22 protein-coding genes are annotated in these 24,072 nt (G+C 64.0%); 11 read left to right on the plus strand and 11 right to left on the minus strand.

The genetic code is table 11. The features are described from left to right. Positions 1 to 8: 8 nt before the first annotated feature. Entirely contained in the window at positions 9 to 1,232 is a 1,224-nt protein-coding gene (locus VIG90_RS08455; RefSeq protein WP_331593054.1) for a polyhydroxyalkanoate depolymerase, read from the minus strand. A gap of 242 nt (positions 1,233 to 1,474) precedes the next feature. Here VIG90_RS08455 and VIG90_RS08460 point away from each other — a divergent pair, with 242 nt between their 5' ends. The 5 genes from VIG90_RS08460 to VIG90_RS08480 all read left to right on the plus strand — a co-directional run bounded on the left by VIG90_RS08460 (position 1,475) and on the right by VIG90_RS08480 (position 8,311). Continuing rightward, a complete protein-coding gene (locus VIG90_RS08460) occupies positions 1,475 to 2,290 on the plus strand; it encodes a 3-hydroxybutyrate dehydrogenase (protein ID WP_331593055.1) in 816 nt (271 codons plus the stop codon). A 473-nt stretch (positions 2,291 to 2,763) separates the two neighbouring features. Continuing rightward, positions 2,764 to 3,603, plus strand: coding sequence for a hypothetical protein (locus tag VIG90_RS08465; RefSeq protein ID WP_331593056.1), 840 nt, complete (start codon positions 2,764 to 2,766; stop codon positions 3,601 to 3,603). Between the two features lie 303 nt (positions 3,604 to 3,906). Next, positions 3,907 to 5,511: a carboxyl transferase domain-containing protein gene (locus VIG90_RS08470; RefSeq protein ID WP_349257203.1), complete on the plus strand. Its 1,605-nt coding sequence runs from the start codon at positions 3,907 to 3,909 to the stop codon at positions 5,509 to 5,511. A gap of 20 nt (positions 5,512 to 5,531) precedes the next feature. Further along, positions 5,532 to 6,317: an enoyl-CoA hydratase/isomerase family protein gene (locus VIG90_RS08475; RefSeq protein WP_331593057.1), complete on the plus strand. Its 786-nt coding sequence runs from the start codon at positions 5,532 to 5,534 to the stop codon at positions 6,315 to 6,317. After that, the gene (locus tag VIG90_RS08480) at positions 6,317 to 8,311 is read left to right on the plus strand and encodes an acetyl/propionyl/methylcrotonyl-CoA carboxylase subunit alpha (protein WP_331593058.1); all 1,995 of its coding nucleotides are present in this window, start codon (positions 6,317 to 6,319) and stop codon (positions 8,309 to 8,311) included. The genes VIG90_RS08475 and VIG90_RS08480 overlap by 1 nt, the downstream gene beginning before the upstream one ends. Before the next feature lie 95 nt (positions 8,312 to 8,406). Here the strand turns inward: VIG90_RS08480 and VIG90_RS08485 are convergent, their stop codons facing one another. Next, a complete protein-coding gene (locus VIG90_RS08485; RefSeq protein WP_331593059.1) occupies positions 8,407 to 8,946 on the minus strand; it encodes a DUF1269 domain-containing protein in 540 nt (179 codons plus the stop codon). A gap of 205 nt (positions 8,947 to 9,151) precedes the next feature. Next, positions 9,152 to 9,733 carry an NAD(P)H-dependent oxidoreductase gene (locus VIG90_RS08490; RefSeq protein ID WP_331593060.1) on the minus strand — a complete coding sequence of 194 codons (582 nt, stop codon included), beginning with the start codon at positions 9,731 to 9,733 and terminating at the stop codon, positions 9,152 to 9,154. A gap of 81 nt (positions 9,734 to 9,814) precedes the next feature. Here VIG90_RS08490 and soxR point away from each other — a divergent pair, with 81 nt between their 5' ends. Continuing rightward, positions 9,815 to 10,327 carry a redox-sensitive transcriptional activator SoxR gene (gene soxR / locus VIG90_RS08495; RefSeq protein ID WP_331593061.1) on the plus strand — a complete coding sequence of 171 codons (513 nt, stop codon included), beginning with the start codon at positions 9,815 to 9,817 and terminating at the stop codon, positions 10,325 to 10,327. A 244-nt stretch (positions 10,328 to 10,571) separates the two neighbouring features. Next, positions 10,572 to 11,984 carry an amino acid permease gene (locus VIG90_RS08500; protein WP_331593062.1) on the plus strand — a complete coding sequence of 471 codons (1,413 nt, stop codon included), beginning with the start codon at positions 10,572 to 10,574 and terminating at the stop codon, positions 11,982 to 11,984. A 32-nt stretch (positions 11,985 to 12,016) separates the two neighbouring features. Here the strand turns inward: VIG90_RS08500 and VIG90_RS08505 are convergent, their stop codons facing one another. The 3 genes from VIG90_RS08505 to VIG90_RS08515 form a co-directional block, all read right to left on the minus strand. Beyond that, on the minus strand, positions 12,017 to 13,885 hold the full coding sequence (locus tag VIG90_RS08505) for an HAD-IIIC family phosphatase (RefSeq protein ID WP_331593063.1): 1,869 nt from the start codon (positions 13,883 to 13,885) through the stop codon (positions 12,017 to 12,019). 293 nt (positions 13,886 to 14,178) lie between these two features. Beyond that, complete coding sequence (gene trpS, locus VIG90_RS08510) at positions 14,179 to 15,201, minus strand: tryptophan--tRNA ligase (RefSeq protein WP_331593064.1); 1,023 nt, start codon at positions 15,199 to 15,201, stop codon at positions 14,179 to 14,181. A 245-nt stretch (positions 15,202 to 15,446) separates the two neighbouring features. Further along, on the minus strand, positions 15,447 to 16,019 hold the full coding sequence (locus VIG90_RS08515) for a hypothetical protein (protein WP_331593065.1): 573 nt from the start codon (positions 16,017 to 16,019) through the stop codon (positions 15,447 to 15,449). 380 nt (positions 16,020 to 16,399) lie between these two features. Between VIG90_RS08515 and mobA the strand changes: the two genes are divergently transcribed. Next, positions 16,400 to 17,020: a molybdenum cofactor guanylyltransferase gene (gene mobA / locus VIG90_RS08520; RefSeq protein WP_331593066.1), complete on the plus strand. Its 621-nt coding sequence runs from the start codon at positions 16,400 to 16,402 to the stop codon at positions 17,018 to 17,020. A gap of 3 nt (positions 17,021 to 17,023) precedes the next feature. Here the strand turns inward: mobA and VIG90_RS08525 are convergent, their stop codons facing one another. Then, positions 17,024 to 17,641: a winged helix-turn-helix transcriptional regulator gene (locus VIG90_RS08525; RefSeq protein ID WP_414695483.1), complete on the minus strand. Its 618-nt coding sequence runs from the start codon at positions 17,639 to 17,641 to the stop codon at positions 17,024 to 17,026. A gap of 302 nt (positions 17,642 to 17,943) precedes the next feature. On the opposite strand from VIG90_RS08525, the gene VIG90_RS08530 reads away from it, so the two are divergent. Both VIG90_RS08530 and VIG90_RS08535 read left to right on the plus strand, forming a co-directional pair. Next, a complete protein-coding gene (locus tag VIG90_RS08530) occupies positions 17,944 to 18,381 on the plus strand; it encodes a VOC family protein (RefSeq protein WP_331593068.1) in 438 nt (145 codons plus the stop codon). A gap of 44 nt (positions 18,382 to 18,425) precedes the next feature. Next, positions 18,426 to 19,055 (plus strand): glutathione S-transferase family protein, encoded by a 630-nt coding sequence (locus tag VIG90_RS08535; RefSeq protein ID WP_331593069.1) that lies wholly within the window; start codon positions 18,426 to 18,428, stop codon positions 19,053 to 19,055. A 566-nt stretch (positions 19,056 to 19,621) separates the two neighbouring features. Here VIG90_RS08535 and VIG90_RS08540 read toward each other — a convergent pair. The 4 genes from VIG90_RS08540 to VIG90_RS08555 all read right to left on the minus strand — a co-directional run bounded on the left by VIG90_RS08540 (position 19,622) and on the right by VIG90_RS08555 (position 23,056). Continuing rightward, the gene (locus VIG90_RS08540; RefSeq protein ID WP_331593070.1) at positions 19,622 to 20,419 is read right to left on the minus strand and encodes a hypothetical protein; all 798 of its coding nucleotides are present in this window, start codon (positions 20,417 to 20,419) and stop codon (positions 19,622 to 19,624) included. Next, on the minus strand, positions 20,416 to 21,033 hold the full coding sequence (locus VIG90_RS08545; protein ID WP_331593071.1) for a VOC family protein: 618 nt from the start codon (positions 21,031 to 21,033) through the stop codon (positions 20,416 to 20,418). Before VIG90_RS08545 ends, VIG90_RS08540 begins: the two co-directional genes overlap by 4 nt. A 302-nt stretch (positions 21,034 to 21,335) precedes the next feature. Then, positions 21,336 to 21,974 (minus strand): hypothetical protein, encoded by a 639-nt coding sequence (locus VIG90_RS08550; protein WP_331593072.1) that lies wholly within the window; start codon positions 21,972 to 21,974, stop codon positions 21,336 to 21,338. 233 nt (positions 21,975 to 22,207) lie between these two features. Then, a complete protein-coding gene (locus VIG90_RS08555; RefSeq protein WP_331593073.1) occupies positions 22,208 to 23,056 on the minus strand; it encodes a phytoene/squalene synthase family protein in 849 nt (282 codons plus the stop codon). Between the two features lie 171 nt (positions 23,057 to 23,227). Between VIG90_RS08555 and VIG90_RS08560 the strand changes: the two genes are divergently transcribed. Further along, positions 23,228 to 23,794 carry a porin family protein gene (locus tag VIG90_RS08560; RefSeq protein ID WP_331593074.1) on the plus strand — a complete coding sequence of 189 codons (567 nt, stop codon included), beginning with the start codon at positions 23,228 to 23,230 and terminating at the stop codon, positions 23,792 to 23,794. The last annotated feature ends 278 nt before the right edge of the window (positions 23,795 to 24,072 follow it).

Below are 24,072 nucleotides of genomic sequence, written 5' to 3' on the forward strand. Positions count from 1 at the left end.
CGAAAAACTTAACCGTTGTGCGTGGCGATCCAGTCTTTCACCGCCGGGGTCACACGTTCGCGCCAGGCGCGGCCGTTGAAGATGCCGAAGTGGCCCACGCCCTCGACCAACAGGTATTTCTTCTTCGCCTCTGTGAGACCACTGGCCAGTGTCAGCGCTGCCTTTGTCTGGCCGATCCCGGAGATATCGTCCTTCTCACCCTCCACCGCCATCAGCGCAGTGTCGGTGATTTTGGAAGGCGTGACGGCCTGCTTGCCGCGATAGAGCATCTCACCCTTCGGCAGCGCATGGGTCTGGAACACGGTCTCCACCGTTTGCAGATAGAATTCCGCCGTCATGTCCGCAACCGAGCGGTACTCCTCGTAGAACTTCTTTTTCGCCTCGGCGCTTTCGCCGTCGCCTTCCACCAGATGATTGAACATCTCCCAGTGGCTCATCAAATGGTCGCCAAGGTTCATGGACATGAAACCGGCCAGCTGCAGAAAGCCCGGATAGACCCGCCTGCCCGCACCCCGATGCGGCGCAGGAACGGTGGCGACCACATTCTGCTCGAACCATGGCAGCGGCCGGTTCTGCGCAAGCTGGTTCACCGCCGTCGGGTTCTGGCGGGTATCGATCGGCCCGCCCATCATGATCAGGCTGCGCGGCGTTGCCGGGTGCTCGCAACTCGCCATCAGGGACACCGCCGCCATGGCTGGCACGGAGGGCTGGCACACCGCAATGACGTGCGCCCCCTCACCGATCTCACTCAGAAAGTAAATCAGATAATCGATGTAATCGTCGAGATCGAACCGGCCGTCGGACTGCGGAACCAGCTTCGCATCCCGCCAGTCGGTGATGTACACGTCATGGTCCGGCAGCATCTCGCGCACCGTACCCCGCAAGAGCGTGGCAAAGTGGCCGGACATGGGCGCGACGATCAGCAGTTTCGGGTCCTGCCGGTCAGTATCGCGGCGAAAGCGCTTCAGCTGGCCGAACGGCAGGCGCTTTACAATCTCCTCGTGCACCGCCACCGGCTTGCCATAGATGATGGTCTCGTCCAGACCGAACTTCGGCTTGCCATAGGGCTTGGTGGTATGCGCGAAAACGTCCAGCGCCGCGGCAACCATGTTGCCCGCGTTGGTATAGGCCAGCGGATTGAGTGGGTTCAGCCACAGGGACGAACCAGCGCTGGCAAAGGCGCTAGCCTGCGCCATTGCCTTCTTCTGAAGCTCGTACAGTTCATACAGCATCAGGCGGCCATCCTGTCCCTTCCCCTTACTGGCTGCTTATAAGTGCATTCTTTTTGCGGTGCAGCATAAATTTTACACTGTAGTCTCGAGCCCCCTTCCCGCGCCGCAAACTTGAAAACTGATTCAACTTGCAATTTCGCGGTTGGCGACGGCAAAAAGAGCAGGCAGCCGCCGTACCGGAGCCTTGCCTGCGAGCCGCGCTGCTTCAGTATTGTACTATCCCGGGGAGGAGAAAACGGGCCATGCGCAACGCGGCACAACTGATGTTAACCGACTCGATCAAGGGGAAAACCGCCGCGGTCACGGGCAGCACCAGCGGCATTGGCCTTGCTGTTGCGGAAGCGCTGGCCAGCGCCGGGTGCAACGTGGCGCTCAGCGGCCTTGGGGACGCTGCGGCCAACGAGGCCCTGCGCGCCCGGCTGGAGCGCGACCATGGCGTGAAGGTCACGCTCAACAGCGGGGACCTTAGCAAGACCGCCGAGGTGAAGGCGTACATTGAGGACGCCACCGCTGTCTTCGGCGGCATAGACATTCTAGTGAACAACGCGGGCGTGCAGTTTGTCTCCCCGGTCGACGAATTTCCTGACGACAAGTGGGACCTCATCATTGCCCTTAACCTCTCCTCCGCCTTTCACGCCATCAAGGCAGCGCTGCCCGGCATGAAGGAGAGAGGCTGGGGCCGGATCGTCAACATCGCCTCGGCGCACGGGCTCGTCGCTTCTCCGTTCAAGTCGGCCTACGTTACGGCCAAGCACGGCATCATCGGGCTGACCAAGACGGTGGCGCTGGAGTGCGCTGAGAGCGGTATCACCTGTACCGCCATCTGCCCGGCCTATGTAAACACGCCGCTGGTCGCAGGACAGATCCGCGATCAGGCCAAGGTGCACAACATGTCGGAGGAGCAGGTCGTGCGCGAGGTCATCCTCGCCGCCCAGCCCAACAAGCGCTTCGTCGAGCCGGATGAAATTGCGGCAACGGTGCTCTTCCTATGCTCGCCCGCCGGCGCATCGATCACCGGCGTTCCCGTCTCTCTCGACGGCGGCTGGACGGCGCGCTAAGCCAGACGAACCCTGCGCAGCGGCCTTGGTCCTCCCCGCCATGGCCGCTGCGCCGCTGCAATCACCCGCTGGATCCGGCCGACAGCACCGCCGCATCACGTCTTCTCGGCGAAGGCTGCCTGATCATCTGGGTATCGGCCAAAAGTCTTCCCGTGCGCCGCCTGCTTCCTGGCAACCAGCCGCCGGGGCAGGCGTTCGCTTAGCTGCAGGCAGAGGACGGATTCGCGCCACCGCGAGGTTCAACATGCAGAAGCAGACGCATTTCAAGGGAACCGACTCCAGTGGAACCGGGGCACGTAGCACCCCCGTCCGTGTTGCCGTCATGATTCTGCTGACTACCGCTCTGCTGGCCGCCTGCCGGCAGCAGCCAACGCCTCAGCCCCTACCTGATCCTATGACGCCCGACACCCAGAAAACCCTTGCTGGAAGCGACATTCGGTAACGAAGCGTTGCGTTGACGCCACCCTTCGGGAATGACTTCACTCCGTCAGTTTACGCGGCTTGACCCGCTGCGCGTCATGGGCGAAGGGTGGGAAACGCTCACACTGCTCAACCCCGAATTTTCGCAGGGAGTTATGGCCGGTCAGTTCTTTTCAGCGGCCCGATATCTGACGCGCATGCCGGCCTCGGCACAGGAGATCCGGCCGCTGCCCGATGGCGCATCCGTCTGGTTCCCGGCTGTCGGGCTGGCTTTCGGCGTCGGCATCGGCCTAGTTGTTCGCGCCGCCGTCGTTATCGACATCTGGTTTGCCGCTCTTCTCGGCCTGATTACCTGGACCGTGCTGACTCGTGCGCGCCCGCTCGCCGGCCTCGCCGCCTATGCCAGTGAAACCGCCGCCCGGGCCGGCGCGGAGGAAGGCGAGCCGAAGCCTGCTGCCATCGGCCTGCACGTTGCGACCATTGCGGTCGCCCTGCTGCTCATCACCCAGCTTATCCTGCTCATGCTGCTCACCGTCCGCATGGACAACACCGAGTGGGTGACGCTTGCCCTGCTGCTTGGCTGGGCCCGGCTCGCACCGATGGTGTGGGTGAACACTGCCGCGCGCACGCGCGAGGGCGACGCTGCCCTGCTCTGGCCCGCCGATCGCTCCATGACCGCGCGCTGGGCGCTGGCCCTGTTCGTTGCCAGCCTGCTGTGGGATTACTCCCTGCTGGCGGCTCCGCTGGCCATCCTGTTGTGGCAGTTCTGGCTGCGCCGCAGCCGTGAAGGCTTTACCATTCCGGGTGTTCTGGCCGGCATCGCCGTGGTGGAAGGCGCAACCCTTGCCATGGTCATCGTGCGCGGCATGCTCTCGCCCTTCGGCATGGAATAAGGCCGGGGTTCGCGGCTGGCCTGCCACCCTATCCTCAGCGGCTTTCCACATCTGCGTTTCGTTTCGCCTGCTCTCGCCATGGCGCGAGAGCAGGCGCGAATCGTTCGCGCGCTGCCGTGGCTGCAGCAGTTGGCCACCCGGGCGAATATGCCATTTGCCTAAAAGAACTGGGCCTTTAAACCTATGGCCTCGACCGGCAACAATCGGGTCGACGCTCTGAAGCCTGTTTCCGACGCATTTGCCGCCATCAACCTATATCGGAACTGCAAGGAATAGGCTTCGGGCCATTATGGGAAGAGGTGCATGGTAAAGAGCAAGCGGGCAGACGCCCCTGTTTCCGAACCCCGCCGTCAGGGCGACGTCATGCGTGAGCTGGTCGCCGATCTGAAGGCGAAAATCGCAACCATTGCCGAGGGCGGCCCTGCCGACGCACGCGAGAAACACACCGGGCGCGGCAAACTGCTTCCCCGTGAGCGGGTGGAGCGCCTGCTCGATCCCGGTACACCATTCCTCGAACTCTCCCAACTGGCCGCCCACGAGGTGTACGAAGAGCCCATTCCGGCGGCAGGCATCATCACCGGCATCGGGCGCATTGCCGGCCGTCTGTGCATGGTCGTCTGCAACGATGCTACCGTGAAGGGCGGCACCTACTACCCCCTCACCGTCAAGAAGCACCTGCGCGCGCAGGACATTGCCCGGGAGAACAACCTCCCTTGCGTCTATCTGGTGGATTCAGGCGGCGCGAACCTGCCCAATCAGGACGAGGTCTTCCCCGACCGGGACCACTTCGGGCGCATCTTCTTCAATCAGGCCACCATGTCGGCCGCAGGCATCCCCCAGATCTCGGTGGTGATGGGCTCCTGCACGGCAGGCGGGGCCTATGTGCCCGCCATGTCTGACGAAGCCGTCATCGTTCAGAACCAGGGCACCATCTTTCTCGGCGGTCCGCCGCTGGTGAAAGCGGCAACCGGCGAGGTCGTCACGGCCGAGGATCTTGGCGGCGGCGACGTTCACGCCCGCCAGTCCGGCGTTGCCGATCACCTGGCCCGCAATGACGCCCACGCGCTCGACATCGCCCGGCGGATCGTCGGCACCCTGCCCCCGCCCCGCGTGCCGGACGTGGCACTGCAATCGCCTGTAGAACCCCGGTTCACACCCGAGAGCCTCTACGACATCATCCCTGCCGACAGCCGCACGCCCTACGACGTGCGGGACGTGATCGCCCGGATCGTCGACGGCTCGGTGCTGGACGAGTTCAAGCCGCTCTACGGCACCACGCTGGTCACGGGCTTTGCCCATATCTGGGGCATGCCGGTCGGCATCATCGCCAACAACGGCATCCTGTTCTCCGAAAGCGCGCTGAAGGGCGCGCACTTCATCGAGCTGTGCTGCCAGCGCAAGATCCCGCTGCTCTTCCTGCAAAACATCACCGGCTTCATGGTCGGTCAGAAATATGAAAACGCCGGCATCGCCCGGGACGGCGCGAAGCTCGTCACGGCTGTGGCCTGCGCGCAGGTTCCCAAGATCACGGTCATTATCGGCGGCTCGTTCGGCGCGGGCAACTACGGCATGTGCGGCCGGGCCTACAACCCGCGCTTCCTCTACATGTGGCCCAACGCCCGCATCTCCGTCATGGGCGGCGAGCAGGCGGCCACGGTTCTGGCCACCATCCGCCGCGACAATCTCGAAGCGAAGGGCAAGCGCTGGCCAACTTCCGAAGAAGAGACCTTCAAAGCACCGATCCGGGACCAATATGAACGTCAGGGTCATCCCTATTACGCCAGCGCGCGTTTGTGGGATGACGGGGTGATCGATCCGGCCGAGACCCGCAATGTCATCGGCCTTTCGCTCGCAGCCGCGCTTAATGCGCCCATATCTGCAACGCAGTTTGGCGTGTTCCGTATGTAACGGCGTGTAGGAGAAGCCCCATGACGGCCCTTCTGTATCAGATCGACGAACGCGGCGTGGCGTACCTCACCCTCGACCGCCCTGACCTTCACAACGCCTTCAATGAAGACCTCATCAACGAGCTGAGCGACGCCTTCACCGACCTCGCCTCGCATGACCGCGTCCGCGCCGTCGTGCTTCAGGGCAACGGCGACAGCTTCTCGGCAGGAGCGGACCTTGACTGGATGCGCCGCGCCGCATCCTACAACGAGGCGAAGAACCGCGAGGACGCCCAGCGCCTCTCGGACATGCTGTTCCTCATCGACAGCTGCCCCAAGCCTGTCATCGCCAAGGTCCACGGCAACGCCTTCGGCGGTGGGGTCGGCCTCATCGCCTGTGCCGATATTGCCATTTCGGTGGACAAGGCGCGCTTCGCCTTTACCGAGGTGCGCCTGGGCCTCATTCCGGCGGCGATCTCGCCGTTCGTCATGAAGGCCATCGGCCCGCGCCATGCCCGCCGCTTCTTCCTGACCGCCGAGCCCATCGACGCCCAGTGCGCGAAGGAGGTCGGCCTCGTGCACAAGCTGGTGTCTGACGAGACCGAACTGCACGATCAGGTGGAAATCTTCGTCGGCCTGCTGCTCGGCAATGCCCCCGGCGCGGTGAGCGAGGCCAAGTCCCTGATCCACGATTTCGGAGAACGCCCCATCACCCCGGAACTACGATCCGAAACCGCCCGCCGCATCGCCACCCTGCGCACCTCCCTCGAGGGGCAGGAAGGCATTGCCGCGTTCCTCGAAAAGCGTCGTCCGAACTGGGTCCATTGATGCGTCGAATTCTGATTGCCAACCGCGGCGAGATCGCCCGCCGTGTCATCCGTACTGCCCGCAGGATGGGGATCGAGACCGTCGCCATCTACTCGGATGCGGACGCGCAGGCCCCCCACGTGGTTGAAGCCACCATGGCCGTCCACATCGGCCCCGCCCCGGCGACCGAAAGCTATCTTCAGGTGGAGCGGATCATTGATGCTGCGTTGAAATCAGGCGCAGACGCCATTCATCCCGGCTACGGCTTCCTCTCGGAGAACGCCGGCTTTGCCGAGCGCTGCCAGCAGGCCGGGCTCATCTTCATCGGCCCCGGCGCCGAAGCCATCCGCGCCATGGGCCTGAAGGACGGCGCCAAGCGGCTGATGCGGCAGGCAGGCGTGCCCATCGTGCCCGGCTACCAGGGGGACGACCAGAGCCTCGACCGGCTCCAGCGCTCGGCCAATGCCATCGGCTATCCCATCCTTATCAAGGCGGTAGCAGGCGGCGGCGGCAAGGGCATGCGCCGCGTCGGTGACGCCGACAGCTTCGCTGATGCGTTGCTTGCCGCCAAGCGGGAGGCCGCCCGCGCCTTCGGCAACGACAGCGTGCTCATCGAGAAGTACCTCACCCAGCCGCGGCACGTGGAAGTGCAGGTGTTCGCCGACACCCACGGCAACGTCGTCCACCTGTTCGAGCGCGACTGCTCGCTCCAGCGCCGTCACCAGAAAGTGGTGGAGGAGGCCCCCGCTCCCGGCCTGCCTGAGGAGATGCGCAAGGCGATGGGCGAGGCCGCCGTCACCGCTGCCAAGGCCATCGGCTACGTGGGCGCGGGCACCGTCGAGTTCATCCTCGACGTCTCGGAGGGCATCGGGAAGGCCCCCTTCTACTTCATGGAGATGAACACCCGCCTTCAGGTCGAGCATCCGGTCACCGAGCTGATCACCGGCTACGATCTGGTCGAGTGGCAGATCCGCGTCGCCCGGGGCGAGACGCTGCCCGCTGCGCAGGAAGATATCCGCATCAACGGCCACGCGGTCGAGGTGCGCCTGTATGCCGAGGATGTGGAGGCCGGTTTCCTGCCGTCCACCGGTCGGCTCGAGCAGTTGTCGCTGCCGGACGGCCTGACCGGCGTGCGGGTGGACAGCGGCGTCGAGCAGGGACAGGAGATCACGGTCCATTATGACCCCATGATCGCCAAGGTCATTTCCCATGGCGTCGATCGCTCCGTCGCCATCGACCGGCTGATCAACGCGCTGGATGCGACCATCGCCGTTGGTCCCAAAACCAACCGCAGCTTCCTTGCGCGCCTTATCGGCCACCCGGCCTTCCGGGCCGAGGAGATCGACACCGGCTTCATCGAGCGGCACCTTGAGGACTTGGCTCCCATCAGCGACGTGCCGGACCGCCTACTGGCGCTCGCCGCACTTGCGGCGGCCACGCCGCGCGCCAGGCCGGACACCTCCTCACCCTGGAGCGCGCTCGGGCCGTGGCGGCTCAATCTGCCCTATCGGCAGAGCATCGACCTGTTCCTGCCCAACGGCATCAAACGCACGCTTGATCTCATCACCCGGCCGGACGGCAGCATCACCATCAGCGGGCTGGATGAAGACCTGAGCGGCATTCCCAACTGGCGCGGCGAGCACCGCTTCGAGGTGGACTTCTCCGGCAGCCCTGCCCGTGCCATCGTTCTGCACCACGGCCACAGCCTTGAGGTGCGCGTTGGCGGTTACACCTTCCACTTCGGCCTGCGCGACCGGGAGGAAGGCGACAAGGGCGCGTTCCCGCGCGACGGCAAGCTGACCGCCCCCATGCCCGGCAAGGTGCTCGGCATCTTCGTGAAGCCCGGCCAGAGCGTCGAGGCGGGCGAGCGGCTGCTGGTGCTGGAAGCCATGAAGATGGAACACCGCCTCGCAGCCCCAGTTGCCGGCACCATCAAAGCCGTCCACATCGGTGAGAACGACCAGGTACCCGAAGGCCGCCTGCTCATCGAACTGGAGACTGTAGCGGAGGCCTGACAATTATTGTGCGCCTACGCTTGGTCATCAACCTGACGATTCGAGCATCCAATCTCTGAGGCCGGATTTTTCCGGCCTCTTTTCTTTCACTGGCATCAGGCTTGAGTAGAAACCTGAGTGCCTGCTGGGTGACTGCTCAGCGCTTCGCCCAGACGCTGTTCCTGTTCTGGAGACAGCGAGGTCCGCAACACCCGGCCATTGAACTTGGAAATTTCCTGCAACACCTTCTCCGGCTGGACCTTACGCACGAGAATGAACAGTGCAGAGCTTCCAGGGGGCATATTCTCTGCCAACGAACGGATAAAGTTGTCATCAATGCCATAGTCGGTCAGAGCACCTGCGAGTGCTCCTGTGCCGGCTCCAATAGCGCCGCCAAGCGCTAATCCCGCCAACGGATTGAGAAACAGAAGCCCAACCAGCGTTCCCCAGAAGATTCCGGACAGGCCGCCGCTCGCCGCCCCAAGGCCCACGGTCCCGACGCTTTGCTTGAGCCGCACCTTGCCGTCATCGGAGCGCACGGCCACCACCGCGTCATTGAGGTCAATAAGATACTCCTTCTGAAGCCGGTGCAGTTCCGTCAGCACCCGGTCCGCTTCTTCTTGCGTGTCAAATCCGATTGCTACGAGTTCAGCCATAAACAGCTACCTCTCGATGCAGTTTCCGATCCAGTATTGCTGCCGGACCACAGACCAACGATTCCAGTGCAATTGGGTTCAGTATGGCGGAGTTCTTGCCATCACCACGGAGCGAGCTTGAAAGGCCGGGTCGCACCCGGCCTTTTCAGCACCCGAGGACGGCAGCAAGTTTCCGCACGTCCCGCTATCGTCCCCGGTTGATCAGTTACGCCGCCAGTGCCGCGTAATCCTGCGCCTGCCGGGCGTCGCGCAGAGCCACTGCCCACCAGTGCAGGCGGGAAAGAACGAAACCCAGCGTCTTGCGCGGTGCCTCCGGCTCGATCATCCGCCCCTCCGCATCGAACAGCGTGCGGGTATTCGGCAGCACCACGGAATCGCGCATGGTGACGGCATGCAGTTCGGCGAATACCTGCCGCAGCTGCTCAACCGCCCGCAGGCCGCCCGAAATGCCGCCGTAGGAAATGAAGGCCACCGGCTTGGCCTGCCACTCGCTGTAAACCGCGTCGATCAGGTGCTTCAGCGCCGCCGGGTAGCCGTGGTTGTACTCAGGCGTCACAACCAGAAAGGCGTCGGCCCAGCCAACCCGCTGCGCCAGATCCTGCCGCTCGGGCGCGTCCTGTTTCATGTCCCAGCCCGGAGGGGCCATGGTGGCGGGGTCGATCAGCTGCAACTCGAACCGGCCATCCCCCGCCATCTGCCGGATGGCCCATTCGGCCACTGTATCGCAGAACCGTCCCTCCCGCGCACTGCCGTAAACCAGCGCCAGCTTGATTTTCTTCTGCTGCATGGAATGCTCCTCATCGCTTTCGTTTCAGGAGCTGAACTGATAAAACCTCAACTATAGTTGAGGTCAAGAGGAATAATTTCGATGACACTCATCGATGGAGCACGTCATAAATTGCCCCTTACCGTCGGCGAGGTGGCCGCCCGCAGCGGCGTGCCCGTCTCCACGCTTCATTTCTATGAGAGCCGAGGCCTCATCCGCAGCGAGCGCAGCCCTGGCAACCAGCGACGCTATTCCCGCGCCGTCTTGCGACGCATCGCCGTCATCAAGACGGCCCAGAAGCTCGGCATTCCCTTGAGCGAAATCCAGCAGGCCCTCGGCACCCTGCCGAGCGAAAAGCCCACCACCGAAGACTGGGCCCGCCTTTCCGCCGCCTGGCGAGACGAGTTGAACGACCGGATCGCCCGCCTCACGCTGCTGCGCGATCGGCTGGACGGCTGCATCGGCTGCGGCTGCCTGTCGGTCAGCAGCTGTCCGTTGCGCAACCCGGGAGACATCATGGGCGAACGCAGTCCTGGCGCCTATTATCTCGAGCCCGGCGCCACCGCTCCGGCCATCACGGAATGCCAGCCCGACTGCGGCTTGGAGGACAGGTAGCTCTCGCTCCTCCTCCGGCCCGTCTTCAGACGAAACAGCGAGCACCCACGCCTGCTGGCGTTCAGCTTCTTTCGTTACCGGGAACAGCCTTGCCAGGAACGATTGTTGCCAATCCATGACGCCAGCAAAACGCTGCTTTTGCCAGCAGCGAGACCGCACTAAACGAGCGCCTTCCGAAATCCGGCAGGTTCGGAACCGGGGGTATCTCCGGACTATATACGTTGTGTAACTGTAAGATTGACGCATGTCCGAAGAAACCGCTCCCCCTCCGCCAACCCCTGAGCCTGAAAGCGCGGGCGGCCTCGGCCTGCCTGCGGCTGTGTCCCTTGTCATGGGCACCGTCATCGGCACGGGCATCTTCACCCTGCCCGCGGCACTTGCCGCCTATGGCATGGCGGGCCTTACAGGCTTCCTGCTCGCCACGGTCGGCGCAGTGGCGGTGGCAATGGTGTTCGGCTTGCTCGCCCGCCTGTTTCCCGCGCCGGGCGGCCCTTATGCCTACGCCCGCAAGGGCTTTGGCGATCTGGCCGGGTTCTGGAACGCCTTTTCCTACTGGTGCTCGGCCTGGCCGGGCAATGCGGGCGTCGCCATTTCCTGGGTATTCTACGTGCAGGCACTGTTCGGGCTGGACCCGGACAACCGGCTACAGAGCATCCTCATCGCGCTCGTCGGCCTCTGGCTGCCGGTGCTGGTCAACCTGCGCGGCGCACGCAGCCTCGGCCAGTTCCAGCTTATCACGACGGTCGTGAAGTTTCTGCCGCTGGCCTTTCTGGCAACGGTCGGCCTGTTCGTCGCTTTCCGGCTCGGCAACTGGCCGGAATGGAACCCGGCGGGCGGCAACACCCTCTTCGCCATTTCCTCGGCCCTTACGGTTGCCACCTTTGCCTACGTCGGCATCGAGGCCGCCGCCATCGGCGCTGGGCGCGTGAAGAACCCGCAGCGCAACGTGCCGCGCGCCACCGTTTACGGCACCATGGCAACGGCGCTTATTTACATTCTCGTCACCGTCGCCGTGTTCGGCATCGTCCCGAACGAGACGCTGCGCTCCAGCGGCGCTCCGTTCACGGACGCTTTCAATGCCATTTTCGGCGGCACGTGGAGCGGCAAGCTGGTGGCCCTGTTCGCGGTCATCTCCGGCCTTGGCGCGCTCAATGGCTGGACCATGGTGTGCGGAGAAGTCCCTTACGCCGCCGCCCGGGACCGGTTGTTCCCCAAGGTGTTCGCCTCCACCAACCGGCACGGTATGCCCGCGTTCAGCATCATTAGCTCCGCCGTTCTTGCCTCCATTGCCGTCGTGCTGGCGCTCGGCCTGCGCGGCGGGATTGACGCCTTTACCGAGATCGTCATGTTCTCCGGCGTCACCGTCGGCCTACCCTATTTCTTCTCCGTGCTGGTGCAGATCTATTACCTGTTCACCGAAGGCCGCCGCCTCGAGCTGGCGACCTTCCCGCGCGAGGTCATCGTCGCTGCCATCGCCCTCGTCTTCACCTTCTGGATGATCGCGGGCTCCGGCCAGTTCGCGGTTTACATCAGCATGCTGATCTTCCTCGCCGGGTTCGTGATGATGGCATCGCTGCACATCCAGACCGGCCGTTTCGGCATGCACAAGCTGGATACCAGCGAAGTCACGGTGGACGACACCCTGCGCCACAGATAACGGCACCGGCGGGACAGGAAGGCGCGCCTCACCTATCCCGCCAGCCGCTCAGCCTCGGCCACGTCTCCGGCATAGCTGCCGCTGACGGTCATGAAATCCAGCGCGAATTCACCCGGCGTCAACGCACGTCGCAGGTAGCCGTCCTGCTCCGGCGCGAGCCCCAGTTTGGACAGCACCGCCTGCGCCGCGCCATTGCGCTCCGTCCGCCGGAAATTGATCTCCACGAACTTCGCCTGCCAGTCCGGCCGGTGCGTCAGATGATGCAGCAGCGCCTGCTCGATGAACTTGCCCTGCACCCGGCAGGACAGCATGAAATCATCGATCCGAACTCCCTCTTCCGTCCGGCTCGCCAGACAGAACCCCACAATGCCGTAGCTGCCGTAGCGGTCTGCGCAGATGATGACGTATCGCTCCCGCGAAGGCTCTGCCAGCAGTTCCAGAATTTCCGGCCGGCTGTATTTCCGCCCTGAAAAGTTCAGCTGGTTCGTGCGCTGCACCAGTTCGCACACCCGCTCCAGATCTTCCGGCCGGTCCGGGCGAATTTCCACCGTAATCCCACAGGAGCGCAGGAACTCGATGTAGTTCTCACCGAACGCCGCTGCCGCCACCTGACGCTCCATCGCCTGCCGGTAGAGCGAGCGGCGCATCCTCGATTCCGCTGTCGCCATACCCTGCAAGCGCGGATGGTCAGGCAGCGAGAGCAGTGCGCTGTCCGGCAGCACTTCCATGCCCGGCACGCTGCGCGCCACCTCGTCCCGCTCGAACGGGTTGTCGTCCACGAACATCAGCGCATCGATGCCGATGTTCAGGTTCTTCGCAATTTCCCTCAGCCCCTCTGACTTTGGCCCCCAGCCGATGCTCGGGAACAGCACATACTCCTCAAGGCCGAACGCGCGCAGTTTCTCCATCGCGTCCTCCGGCGCGTTCTTGCTGGCAACGGAGACCAGTATGCCGCGCTCATCGAGACGCCGGATCACATCGAGCACGCCAGACCGAAGCTGGACGTCCCCTTCCAGCAGCACCCCGTCCCACAAGGTGTTATCCAGATCGAACACCACGCACTTGGCGGGCGGCACCTTGCGCGCCTCGATCGCAGCATTCTCTGCTACCTGCGCCGGCGCGCGCCGATACTCCACAAAGTCGAGTGTCAGAAAAACGAGGTGCGCGCCTTCCTCTCCCAACGGCGTCAGCGCGATGCCGAACGGCAATCGGGAGCCGATGAGCGTCTGGAAAACCTCGCGCGGCAGGTCTTCCCGGAAATACCCCGGTCCCACCTCCAGCTTGCGCACCACCGGCGTCGGCAACTGGTCCGGGCGCAATGTCCGCCCGATGCGTGAGCGGTCGATGAACATCAGCAGTTGCAACGTCACCGGCCGGTCCATGGGGTTGTAGAGCTCAATCACGAACGCCTCCGGCACCGGCTGCGCGTCCGCGCGCTTGTGCAGAAAACCGTTCACCCGCTCCAGCAGCGCAAAGCTGGAATAGGCCCAGCGAATATCCCCGGAGACCCGGTGCGCGACGCGCCCCAACCCGTTCACCACCGGAGCCAGTAGTCCTGCCATCCATTCCAGTGCCCGCACCCGGTCGCTCGGCATCAGCGTTGCATTGCCGCGCGCCTCGATCTTTCCCCAGCGGCGAAATATGACCTCTGCGCCATAGCCGGTGCTGGAGGGGAAATTGCGGTTCTTGAACATGCCGAAATCAAAGCGGCGGCAGCGCATGTCCGGGCGGGCATGATACAGATCGCACGAGGCATAGCAGTCCGGCGCAGCGCATTCGATGCAGTGTTCGCCCCAAAGCAGAAAGGCGCGCTTCTCCCCGCCCTCGAACGGCGTATAGGCCGTTGTCGGCCGCGCGCGGAACGTCTGTTTGTCTCTCTCGTATTTGTCGAATTCAAACATGATCTACCTGCCGTTCTGGGTAATGAAAACCGGTACAGCGGGTACGCACGGAATGTTGTTGGAAGCAGGCGCAAGAAACAGCTGGAGAAAAAGACAATGCGCTTGAACGCCACGCATCGGCCACGAGAAATTGGCCGGACATAAACAGCATATCTTGCCCGCCGTTTCTGGCAGGCAAGGCCTGAAAGCCCGTAAGATCCGCCGCAACCGAGGCACCTCGACCCGGCGGGAAAGCCCGAGAGATGTTAACGCGCAAAGGCGGCGGCCGGTGCCGCCGCCTGCATAATTTCTTTCTAGAGCCGAAACAGGCCCAATGCCTCGCGGACATCCTCGAACGTCTGCTGCGTGCGCTCTCGCGCCTTCCGGGTGCCGTCCCGCAGCACGCTCAGAACGTAGCCGGGGTCCTGAGCCAGCGCCGCGCGCCGCTCGCGAATGGGTCCAAGCAGCGCCTGCAGTATATCCTCCAGCCGCCGCTTCACCTTCATGTCGCCTAGGCCGCCGCGCCGGTAGTGCGCCTTCAATTCCTCCACAGCCGCCCTGTCCGTGCCGAAGGCATCAAGGTAGGAGAACACCACATTGCCCTCCACCGTGCCGGGGTCGCTTGCTCTGAGGTGATTAGGGTCGGTGTACATCATCCGCACCGCCTGGCTGATCTCGTCCGCCGAGGCCGAGAGCGCAATGGCGTTGCCTTGGCTCTTGCTCATCTTGGCCTTCCCGTCGACGCCCGGCAGACGCCCCACGTTCGGAATGAGCGCGCGGGCCTCCGGCAACACATCGCGCCCGGCTTGCCGGTTGATGCGCCTGACGACCTCGTTGCTCTGCTCGATCATTGGAGCCTGATCCTCGCCCACCGGCACCAGCGTCGCCCGGAAGGCAGTGATGTCCACCGCCTGTGCCACCGGATAGCACAGGAACCCGGCGGGAATGTCCCGCTCGAACCCGCGCAGGCGAATTTCATCCTTCACGGTCGGGTTGCGCTCCAGCCGCGCCACCGTCACGAAGTTCAGGTAGAGCATCGTCAGCTCCGCCAGCGCCGGCAGCAGTGATTGCACACAGATAAACGATTTTTGCGGGTCGATCCCCACCGCCAGATAATCCAGCGCCACTTCCATGACGTTGCGCCGCACCTTTTCGGGGTCATGCGCATTGTCGGTCAGCGCCTGAGCATCCGCCAGCAGCAGGAATTGCTCGTGCGTCTCTTGCAGCGCAACGCGATTTTTCAACGAGCCCACGTAGTGCCCCAGATGCAGCGGGCCTGTAGTGCGATCTCCCGTCAGAATGACGGGTCGGTTCTCTTGTGAATTCTCTGCCGACATGGCGGATCTCCTGAAATGAGCGCCGCCGCGGGAGGATCAATTGCAAACACAAACCATGCCAGCCTCACCCCGGCGGCGATGGTCGTGTTGATTGCAGAATAAGACGACGCGCCGCTCCTTAGAAGGAGCGCCACCAGCAAAGGGCTGCGAAAGAGGCGAAGGTCGTCATAGCCCTCTTGTGCCACAGTCCGTCGGGCCATGGCAAGAAGAAGGCCGAAGATGCTGCAGGCTTCCGCCCTCGGTTTCTACAGCCCCCAGTCGCACACCAGGCGAGAAGTGCGTTCATCGCCCGTCACTTCCGCCCGGCCGAAGGCGCTGTTCTCCGTCACGCCAGCGTTGGAGGGCTCCGTCTTGCCGTTGGCGAAACCGTTTTCGCGCAGCGTCGCCTGCGTGCGGGCAAGCGGCGCGTCGAACACGATGGCAAGGCCAAAGGCATCGCTCTGGATACCGTAAATGCCTTCCACCGCCTGCACCGGCAGGCCCTTCCACCGCCCCCGCAACGCCATGCTGATGACCGCATGATCCGCCGAGCGGCTGATGGTCGTGGGTTCGCCCGCCGCCTTGGCGAAGCGCGCCGGCAGGTCCGGACGGCGCGGCTGGGGCTGGAACGCGGCGTCATAGACGGCCATGGTGTCGTAGAGGGTCTTGAGCGGTTTTCCCGGCTCGCACTCGGCAGGGTTTTTGAAGGCCAGCAGCTCGTCCAGATCACCGGCGCTCTGCCCCGGTGCGAGGCGGTGCTCACCGCCGGCGCATGCACCAAGCAGAGCCGCCGATGCCATCATGGCCAGCAGCCCGCGCCCCCGCGCAAGTTCACCCATAGCCCTCAATCTCCCCTACACATCTTCTCTCAACAATAGCGCCAATCCCCGCGCTGTGAAGCGGCTGCGCAGCGCCCGTTCAAAGCTTCTCACTGGTTTCCGGAAAAAATGCGGGTGCCGGTCGCAAGCGCACATCAAGCACCAGCCATGTATTTTCACCGGCCTGAGCCACAGCATTGCACAAGCACGCGGCCCAGAAACCCTCGCGCGGCTGTGCACCTGCCAACTCGGGTGGCCCTGATCAGCCCGCCAGCAACTAAATTTGAATGATTGTAAGGAGCGCCTGCGTTCCTGCGCCTCAGCCGCCCTCTTGACACGGGGCCGAGGTCGGGCAACGTCCGCTGTAGCCAATTCCAAAGTTCCGCAATGAACCCTGTCCCATGACCACCGCCCCCACCAACGCTCCACACAATGCTACGGTTGGCACGGCCGGGAGGGTTCTCGGCGCAATTCTGGCGGGCGGGCGGTCCAGCCGGTTTGGCCAGGACAAGGCGGAAGCCCTGCTCAACGATAAACGCCTGATCGACCATGTGGCAGAAGCTCTTGCTCCACAGGCAGATGGCCTCCTCGTAGCGGGCGGTCCGAAGCGGGAAGGTTTCCAGTGCGTGCCAGACCGCCCCCTGCCTGATCTGGGTCCGCTGGGCGGGCTCAATGCCGCGCTGCACGCAGCCGCAGGCGGTGGGTTTGACTGGGCTCTGACAGCCCCGTGCGATGCTGCCCGCCTGCCCCCGGATCTCGCAACGCGGCTGCGCGCCGGGCTCGGCAATTCTCCGGCCGCCTATGCCCATGCAGACGGGCGCGATCATCCCACATTCGGCCTGTGGTCCGCCCGTCTGGCCCCCATGCTCGATGCGTGGCTGGACGCCTGCTCGTCGCCGCGCGATCGTTCCATCCGCCGCTGGGCCGCCACGGTCGGCGCGGTATCGGTCGCGTTCCCGGATGGCTCATTCGCCAACGTCAACACGCCGCAGGATCTGGCAGCTCTTACGCCCCGCCCCTGACGATCAGGCCGCACCCACTTTTGGCGGCAGCCGGAACAGAGTGACAAACCATTCCGCTGCGCCGCGATCTCCGGAAAGTTTAATCAGCCCGGCCGCCTCTGCATCGGCCAGCGCCATGCCGCCGTACACCACCGCCGCAATGCCCCGCGGGCTGCCTTGCAGGACCACATCCGCCGCATTGGGATCGTCGCGGTGCACCTCAACCCCCTCTGGACCCGGCCGCACCACGAACACGTCCGGTTCCAGGTTGAAGCCAACCGTCATCGGTCGTTCACCAGCACGATCGCGATCCACCATGGTGCGGAAGGACATCATGAGCGAGGCCGCCGAGAGCGGCAAACTGGTATCGTGGCTGGGGGAGCGCGCGGCCCAGCGGCCCAGCGACTGGATAGCGGGCTCGGCCTCATACCCCCAGGGCGTCAATTCATAGACCTGCACGCTGGCGGGCGGCGGCAGCATGCGGCGCGTCAGAATACCCGCGGCCTCCAGACCTTCAAGCCGCTGGGTCAGAACATTGGCGCTCAGTCCGGGCAAACCCGTGCGAAGCTGGCTGAACCGGCGCGGACCGAACATCAGCTCCCGAACAATCAGCAGGGACCAGCGTTCCCCCAGCAACTCCAGCGCATGCGCCGTGCCGCAGGCGTCGTCATACCAGCGTTTATCATGGCGCTTGTCCTGACGCTTGTCCCGGTGCTCGTTCTGCACCCCGTCACGCTTAACCATTTTTTCTGACTTCATGGTTGTTTTTTATAACTCATACTGGCATCACAATCAACCAATGGCGCTTTGAGCGGTTTTCAAATGACTTGCAGTGCTGATCGCCGCTCAGAGCTCCTATCGGCTGACACCTTATTGAGATGCAGGGCATCGGCCCTGTTTAAAATTGCTCTAGCCTCAACCAGGCGCACCAGGGGGAATCTTTCATGTCGAGAATGATCTTCGTCAACCTGCCAGTCCGCGATGTCGCCCGCTCCACCGCCTTTTACGAAGCTGTTGGTGCCGAGCGCGAACCCAATTTCTGCAATGACAGCACCTCGATGATGAAGTTCTCTGACACCATCGCCTTGATGTTGCTCAGTCACCAACGTTTCGCCGACTTCACCCGCAAGACCATCATCGACGCCAAAACCCACGTGCAGGTGCTGATCGCCCTCTCGGCCGACAGCCGCGACGCCGTTGACGACATGGTCGCCAAGGCGACCGCCGCTGGCGGAGAGCCGGACCCCAACCCGGTTCAGGACTACGGGTTCATGTATGGCCGCAGCTTCGAGGATCCGGACGGCCATATCATTGAAGTCGCCTGGATGGATGTGGAGGCAGCCCTTACCGCCATGCCCCCGAAGGAGCAGCAGGACGCTTAGCAGCAGCGCACGGAACCGGCAGCCCGCACGAACGGAGACGTCCCATGGCCACTCCCTATCAGCTCTGGTCCGCCAAGGGTTCGGGCGGTGGTATTATTGAGGCCGCCTTTGCCGTTGCGGGCGCGCCGGTCCAGGTCATCGACGCGCCGCCGTGGGAGGAAGGCCCCCATCTGGAGCAATTGCGCCAGATCAATCCGCTCGGACAAGTGCCGGTGCTTGTGCTGCCCGACGGCACGGTTATGACCGAGAGCGGAGCAATGGTGCTGCTGGTGGGCGAGCGACATCCCGAAACCGGGCTGGTGCCTGCCGCCGACGATCCGCGCCGCCCGGCCTTCCTGCGCTGGCTGTTCTTCCTGACCGCCAGCTTCTATGCCACCTTCCGTTATGACGATTATCCGGAACGCTGGGTGGCGGACGCCACCGCGCAGGATGAGTTGCGCAACCGCATAGCCGAAGCTCGCAAGGACATGCTGCGCCAGCTCGAAGCTGCCGCCGCCGCACCTTGTTTTCTGGGTGATGGAATGACCGCGCTCGATCTCTACATCGGGATGATGAACCGCTGGAAGCCGCGCACCGACTGGTATGCTGAAAACTGCCCCAAACTGACGGCGATCGCCCGGCGCATCGAGGCGGACCCGCGCCTCACGCCTATCTTTGAACGGCACTTCTCATGATGCCTGTTTGGCAATGAGCTCGGAAGACTGTGGCTTCTCAAGCTTCCAGCCGGAACGCCGTGATTGATCGCGCTTTTGCTGACTGGCTTTTGTTTACCTCAGAGTGCGGCATCCGGCCTATTATCTGCTCTAATGACGCGGTTTACCGGGATCAGGCACGGCAGCGAACCCTGCTCACTACAGGCTCGCCCTGCAAGGCTTGGCCAGCCACCAACCGAAGGCGCGAGCGCCGCATCTCCAACGGCCGTCCTTGCCCAAATCGAACATCGCCTGACCTCCGCCACCCCGGGTCCAGTCTGACCGAGCCCAGCCGTCATAACCCCGCCCGTAAGCAACCCTGCCCCTGAAGGGAGTCAATCTGGATGGCCTGTGATCGCGGTCCCGCTTAACTTCGTCTGCAATCCGGAACGGCGCGCATCCTATTCGATCAGGTCTTTCACAGTTTGATGGAGCAGACCGGCTCTTCAACAACCGGGCATCAACACCTAGGCCCGCTACATGCTTGCCAGACCATGCGCTGCAGTGGACAGGTCGGGTTCAAAGACTGGACCCCGCATCGCCATCGCTCATGCCAGCCGATGCTCCGTTCCATGAGAGGGGGTAATGAACAACACCATTCCCGGGATCTCGACGGTGAGCCGATGCCAGCAGCCGCTCGGAACCAGCACCGATCCCGCCGCCTTCAGCGCTACGTGTTCACGCTGTCCGTCCTGATGGTCAAGCAACAGGGTGAACGTACCGGACTGGGCAATGATCAGGCGGTCGCCTGTGGCATGACGCTCCCACGTCGCCATATCTGCTTCCAGCCAGTAAGCCGAGACATACCATCCCTCGCCGTGCAGCGGCGCACCATGATGGGCTGCACCGTGCGCCGCACCTTGAGGGGCATCGCCGCGCAGGGCCGTACCGCTCCGGCTTTCCGGACCCACTTCCTGCGCGCCCCGCCCGTTTGACGCCGCCTCGGCCGGTCCTGGCCCTCTCGATTCTCCGCCATGAGCCTCTGGCTCGTTCGGTCCCCGTTGATGCGAACCGGGCAAACGTGCTTCAGCTGTGCTCGCGCCGGACACACCCGCTCCGGACTTACTCGATCCGGAGCTTTCTGCCACCGGGCCTTCCCCGCGCGGCACCTGCTCGCCCGGCCGCTTTGCCTGCCGTTCCGTCGCCTCCTCGGCAGACCGTGTTGACACCCAGCCAAGCGCCCCATCGCCGGTTTGGCCCGCCATTTCGTCCCACAGCGCCTCCGTTAGAGGCACGGCCTCCGCCCGGCCCTTGCCGCCAAGGAACACGTAGGTTTCGGTCAGATCGAGGTTGAGCAGCGGCTTGCCGCTGCCCGTGGATCCCGGCCCTGACCGACCTCGGGTCATGCAGCCGCCCCCGGAGACGGGCCGTCCGACTGACCCGTATGAGTGGCGAAATTCCAGCGGTAGCCGTTCGGGCAGAGGAAGCCTGCCATGCGGTCCCCCCAGAACATGTCCTCGGGTTCCATCTCCACTTGCGCGCCTGCACCCTTGGCCTGCGCGTACAGGGCGTCAACATCGTCATGGTAGAAATAGAAGAACACGGGCATGATGACCCCAAGTGTAGCTGGCGAAGGAGTGGTGCATTCCGGCCCGGTTTCCGGTGCCAGCATCACAGGAATTTCTCCCTTGTACTGCAGTTCCGCATGCAGGAGTGCACCCTGCTCGTCCCGCAGCACCGTCCCCGCCTCGAAGCCGAAAGCGCGACCATAGAACTCGAGGCTGGCCTCCATGTCCTTCACGGTCAGGTAAATCGCCAGCCACGGCATCTGCGGCGCACGTGGGTCAGGGCGTGCACCGGCCTGCAGGTTCGCCTGTCCTCCGGCCGCCTGTCCCCCGGCTTGCCCGATCCCGCGCACCTTTCCCGCATCCTGGCCGAGCAAAGCGTCCTTCGCCGTCCCGGCGTCCTTGCTCACTCCGGGCTGATTGGCCCGCCCTCCGTCGATTGACCGCAGCGTCATCTCCAGCCTCCCCAAAAATAAGCCAGAGCAGTGTATGCCTGAGCCTTGTCCTGAGGCCCGTCCCGGAAACAAGGTGCCGCTGCCGGATGAAAACCAGCGCCTATCCGACAGCGAACATCTGGCCACATGCATCTGGGCGCTCACGCCTGAATTTCACACGCCTGCACTTCACACGTTGGCAGTTCTTACTCTCTGGGATTGATGCAAGCCGCGCATTTCCCGGCGCGCTCAAGCCTTACACTGTTCGCAGCCTAGAACATTTCCCGAACAGAAACAAGCTCGTCAGGGTCGAATAGCGGCTCTCAGGAACTGTTCCTGACTGCCCGGGCCGTACCATCTGCCGCCGCCGTTCCCGCGTTGCGGCTACCCGATGACCGGGGCGTTGCCGTGGCTGCAAATTCCGTCCGATTCAGCCGTTGGTCGTCATTGCGGTCCGCCGCTTCGAACCGGGCGGCCGTCGCTGCGGCATATTCTGCAAAACTCAGCTGGCCGTCGCCGTTCTTGTCCAGCCGCTCGAACGACTTCTGGCGGGAGGCGAGAAATTCCGCCCGGCTCACCGTTCCGTCCTTGTCCCGATCCTGGCGCCTGAACCGGCGCGCCTCCCGCTCCTCGTCCGACAGCAGCTGCCGGGCTCGGCTGGAAATTCGCGCTTCTTTCGACACCTCGCCCCCCGGCAACACCGTGGCGGATGCCCCTGCCGGACTCGGATACCGCACCCTGCCGGCCGGCCCCATGCCTTCCTCAGCGCTCCTGCCTCCCGCTGGCAGCGCCGCCACCACTTGGCCCGATTGCGGCTCAAGCACGGCCTCGGGCGGCGGGGCGTCAGCTGGCGCGGCAGCCGGTGCGCCAACCATCGCCCCGTCCGTCGGCGCCGCCCACCAGCCAAGCCCGCCAGCGAGCAACAACACCGCTCCGGCAGCCGAGGGGAGCCACCTTCGCATCCCCGCGCTGCGCTCCCCCGTTTTCCGCCCTGCACCAGATTGTCGGCCCACGCCCCGACTCCAGCCCTGGGGCTCCTCATCCCATCCGTCAGCCATCAGGAATTCTCTCCCGCACCGCCCGAACGGCAGTCCGCAGTTTCAACTTGTTATGGCTAAAGACTAACCTGCCGCTGCCGGGCGGTCAGCGGTGTCATGGTCGTAGACGGGGTCGTAGATGCGCGGCCGAGACCGTGTCAGAAACGGCCGGTCGATGCCGCCCAGAACAGCCGGGTCTGGCGCGCAAGCACGCCCTGTTCCAGCCGGGCCGCGCGCATGTCGAACCCGGCGGCGCGAATGCGGTTCAGGTAATCCTGCGCGAGCGGGGCCAGCAGCCAGGCCGGGCGCGCCCGGGCGGGCGAGCGGCGCAGCACCGGGCGTGCACCGTCCAGCGCCTGCATTGCCGCGCGGTGCACGATGCGCACCACGTCGATGATCTCATCCCCCATGTCGCCCTGATACAGGCTCTCCGGCGCAATGCCCGCCTTCACCAGTTCGTCGGCGGGCAGCATCACCCGCTGCATGGCCGCGTGAAACCCGATGGCGCGCAGAATGCCCACCAGCGTCCAGGCCTGTCCCACGCAGCGCACCGCCTGGGTCAGCAACGCGTCCGGCGCATGGCCCAGGCACACCCACAGCGCCGCCTCGGTCAGCGCGCCTCCGCTCAGGTCGGCATAGGCGCGCAGTTCCGTCAGGCTGGAGGGCTGTTCGCCGTAGACATCGGTCAGGCGGGCCTCGATGCACTGCTCCAGCAACTCGCGCGGCACGCCCGCCTTGGCCACGTGCGCGCCGATCGCCTCCAGCACCGGGTGCGGCCGGGGCACGCCGCTGTAGGCCGTGTCCAGCCCCTCGCGCCACCAGGTCAGGCGGATATCGCCCAGCATCGGCTGGGACACCTGCTCCCGCACCCGCGCCAGCTCCACGTTGAAGGCATAGAGGGCGAACAGCGCCGCGCGCGCGGACTCGGACGCGTACAGCACCGTCAGGTAACGGTCGTGATCCTGATCGCGGACAAGGTCCGCACAATGAGCATCTGCCTTGAGCATCCGTCGCACCTAAACGCCTGACTGCCGACATGCAACCACACCTTGCCGCTTGTGGGCAGAAATGGGGCAAATCCGGCCATCTGCTGCCACATTCCGGGTCATCATGGTCAGCATCAAGGGGGCATAAAGCAAACCGTTTGATCATCCCTGTCCATCAGAGGAGAGTAAACGATGAACTGCTTCACCCGGGCCTCTGGCCTTCTGGCCGCCGGTGCGGCCCTTGCCTTCACTCCGGCGATTGCCCACGCCCAGTCCGCCAACCTGTTCCACGGCCCGTACGCGGGTGCGGAGATCGGTTGGGAAGACAATAACGGCGCACTTGGAAGCGGCTTCAACTACGGCGTCTTCGGTGGCTACAACGCAGAGGTTGCCCCGCAGATCATTGCCGGCGTCGAGGCCAAGGCCGCCCTCTCGACGGCAGAGGGCGACCTCTCACCGGAAGCCGAACTGCGCGCCGGCCGCTCGCTCGGCATCGCCGGTCGCGTCGGCTATCTAGCCGCTCCCACCACCCTGTTCTTCGGCAAGGTGGGGTATGAGAACGTGCGCACCCGCCTTGAATACAACCCCGATCCGCTCGGGCTGGACAACGGCGCCAATAACGATGCTATCGTGCTCGGCGGCGGCGTGGAATACGCCGTCATGCCCTCCGCCACCCTGCGTGTGGGCTACGACTACACTGACGGTGAAGACGGGTTCCACCGCCATCAGATCAAGACGGGAATGGCCTTCCATTTCTAAGCCTGCTCCTGTCTGAGCCAGTTGAAGGCTCTCTCCACTCTTCTCCGTTGCAACGCCAGCGGCCGCCCGGGCACCAGCCCCGGGCGGCCGTTTCGTATTCGCACAGGGCCGCACTGACTCGGGTCCGGGGTCGATTTGCAACAGCAAAAACGGTCGCCAAAATGAATGCTACATGAATGAAATCATTCACTTACATATGGAACCATTTTTACCTGTCACTTTTGTGCACCAGTTTGTCGTTACGTAACAACGCTTTGCCGCCCTGAAACCGAAATGAG

This window comes from Pedomonas sp., assembly GCF_036515995.1.
Taxonomy (GTDB): Bacteria; Pseudomonadota; Alphaproteobacteria; order Sphingomonadales; family Sphingomonadaceae; genus Pedomonas.

Coding starts and splice junctions, on each gene's coding strand:
- VIG90_RS08545 (WP_331593071.1), bottom strand. CDS start 21,033: ATGACGCTGCGGTCAATCGACGGAGGGCGGGCCAATCAGCCCGGAGTG.
- VIG90_RS08465 (WP_331593056.1), top strand. CDS start 2,764: ATGACTTCACTCCGTCAGTTTACGCGGCTTGACCCGCTGCGCGTCATG.
- VIG90_RS08455 (WP_331593054.1), bottom strand. CDS start 1,232: ATGCTGTATGAACTGTACGAGCTTCAGAAGAAGGCAATGGCGCAGGCT.
- VIG90_RS08500 (WP_331593062.1), top strand. CDS start 10,572: ATGTCCGAAGAAACCGCTCCCCCTCCGCCAACCCCTGAGCCTGAAAGC.
- VIG90_RS08485 (WP_331593059.1), bottom strand. CDS start 8,946: ATGGCTGAACTCGTAGCAATCGGATTTGACACGCAAGAAGAAGCGGAC.
- VIG90_RS08490 (WP_331593060.1), bottom strand. CDS start 9,733: ATGCAGCAGAAGAAAATCAAGCTGGCGCTGGTTTACGGCAGTGCGCGG.
- trpS (WP_331593064.1), bottom strand. CDS start 15,201: ATGTCGGCAGAGAATTCACAAGAGAACCGACCCGTCATTCTGACGGGA.
- mobA (WP_331593066.1), top strand. CDS start 16,400: ATGACCACCGCCCCCACCAACGCTCCACACAATGCTACGGTTGGCACG.
- soxR (WP_331593061.1), top strand. CDS start 9,815: ATGACACTCATCGATGGAGCACGTCATAAATTGCCCCTTACCGTCGGC.
- VIG90_RS08515 (WP_331593065.1), bottom strand. CDS start 16,019: ATGGGTGAACTTGCGCGGGGGCGCGGGCTGCTGGCCATGATGGCATCG.
- VIG90_RS08460 (WP_331593055.1), top strand. CDS start 1,475: ATGCGCAACGCGGCACAACTGATGTTAACCGACTCGATCAAGGGGAAA.
- VIG90_RS08475 (WP_331593057.1), top strand. CDS start 5,532: ATGACGGCCCTTCTGTATCAGATCGACGAACGCGGCGTGGCGTACCTC.
- VIG90_RS08505 (WP_331593063.1), bottom strand. CDS start 13,885: ATGTTTGAATTCGACAAATACGAGAGAGACAAACAGACGTTCCGCGCG.
- VIG90_RS08560 (WP_331593074.1), top strand. CDS start 23,228: ATGAACTGCTTCACCCGGGCCTCTGGCCTTCTGGCCGCCGGTGCGGCC.
- VIG90_RS08535 (WP_331593069.1), top strand. CDS start 18,426: ATGGCCACTCCCTATCAGCTCTGGTCCGCCAAGGGTTCGGGCGGTGGT.
- VIG90_RS08540 (WP_331593070.1), bottom strand. CDS start 20,419: ATGACCCGAGGTCGGTCAGGGCCGGGATCCACGGGCAGCGGCAAGCCG.
- VIG90_RS08550 (WP_331593072.1), bottom strand. CDS start 21,974: ATGCGAAGGTGGCTCCCCTCGGCTGCCGGAGCGGTGTTGTTGCTCGCT.
- VIG90_RS08555 (WP_331593073.1), bottom strand. CDS start 23,056: ATGCTCAAGGCAGATGCTCATTGTGCGGACCTTGTCCGCGATCAGGAT.
- VIG90_RS08480 (WP_331593058.1), top strand. CDS start 6,317: ATGCGTCGAATTCTGATTGCCAACCGCGGCGAGATCGCCCGCCGTGTC.
- VIG90_RS08470 (WP_349257203.1), top strand. CDS start 3,907: ATGGTAAAGAGCAAGCGGGCAGACGCCCCTGTTTCCGAACCCCGCCGT.
- VIG90_RS08530 (WP_331593068.1), top strand. CDS start 17,944: ATGTCGAGAATGATCTTCGTCAACCTGCCAGTCCGCGATGTCGCCCGC.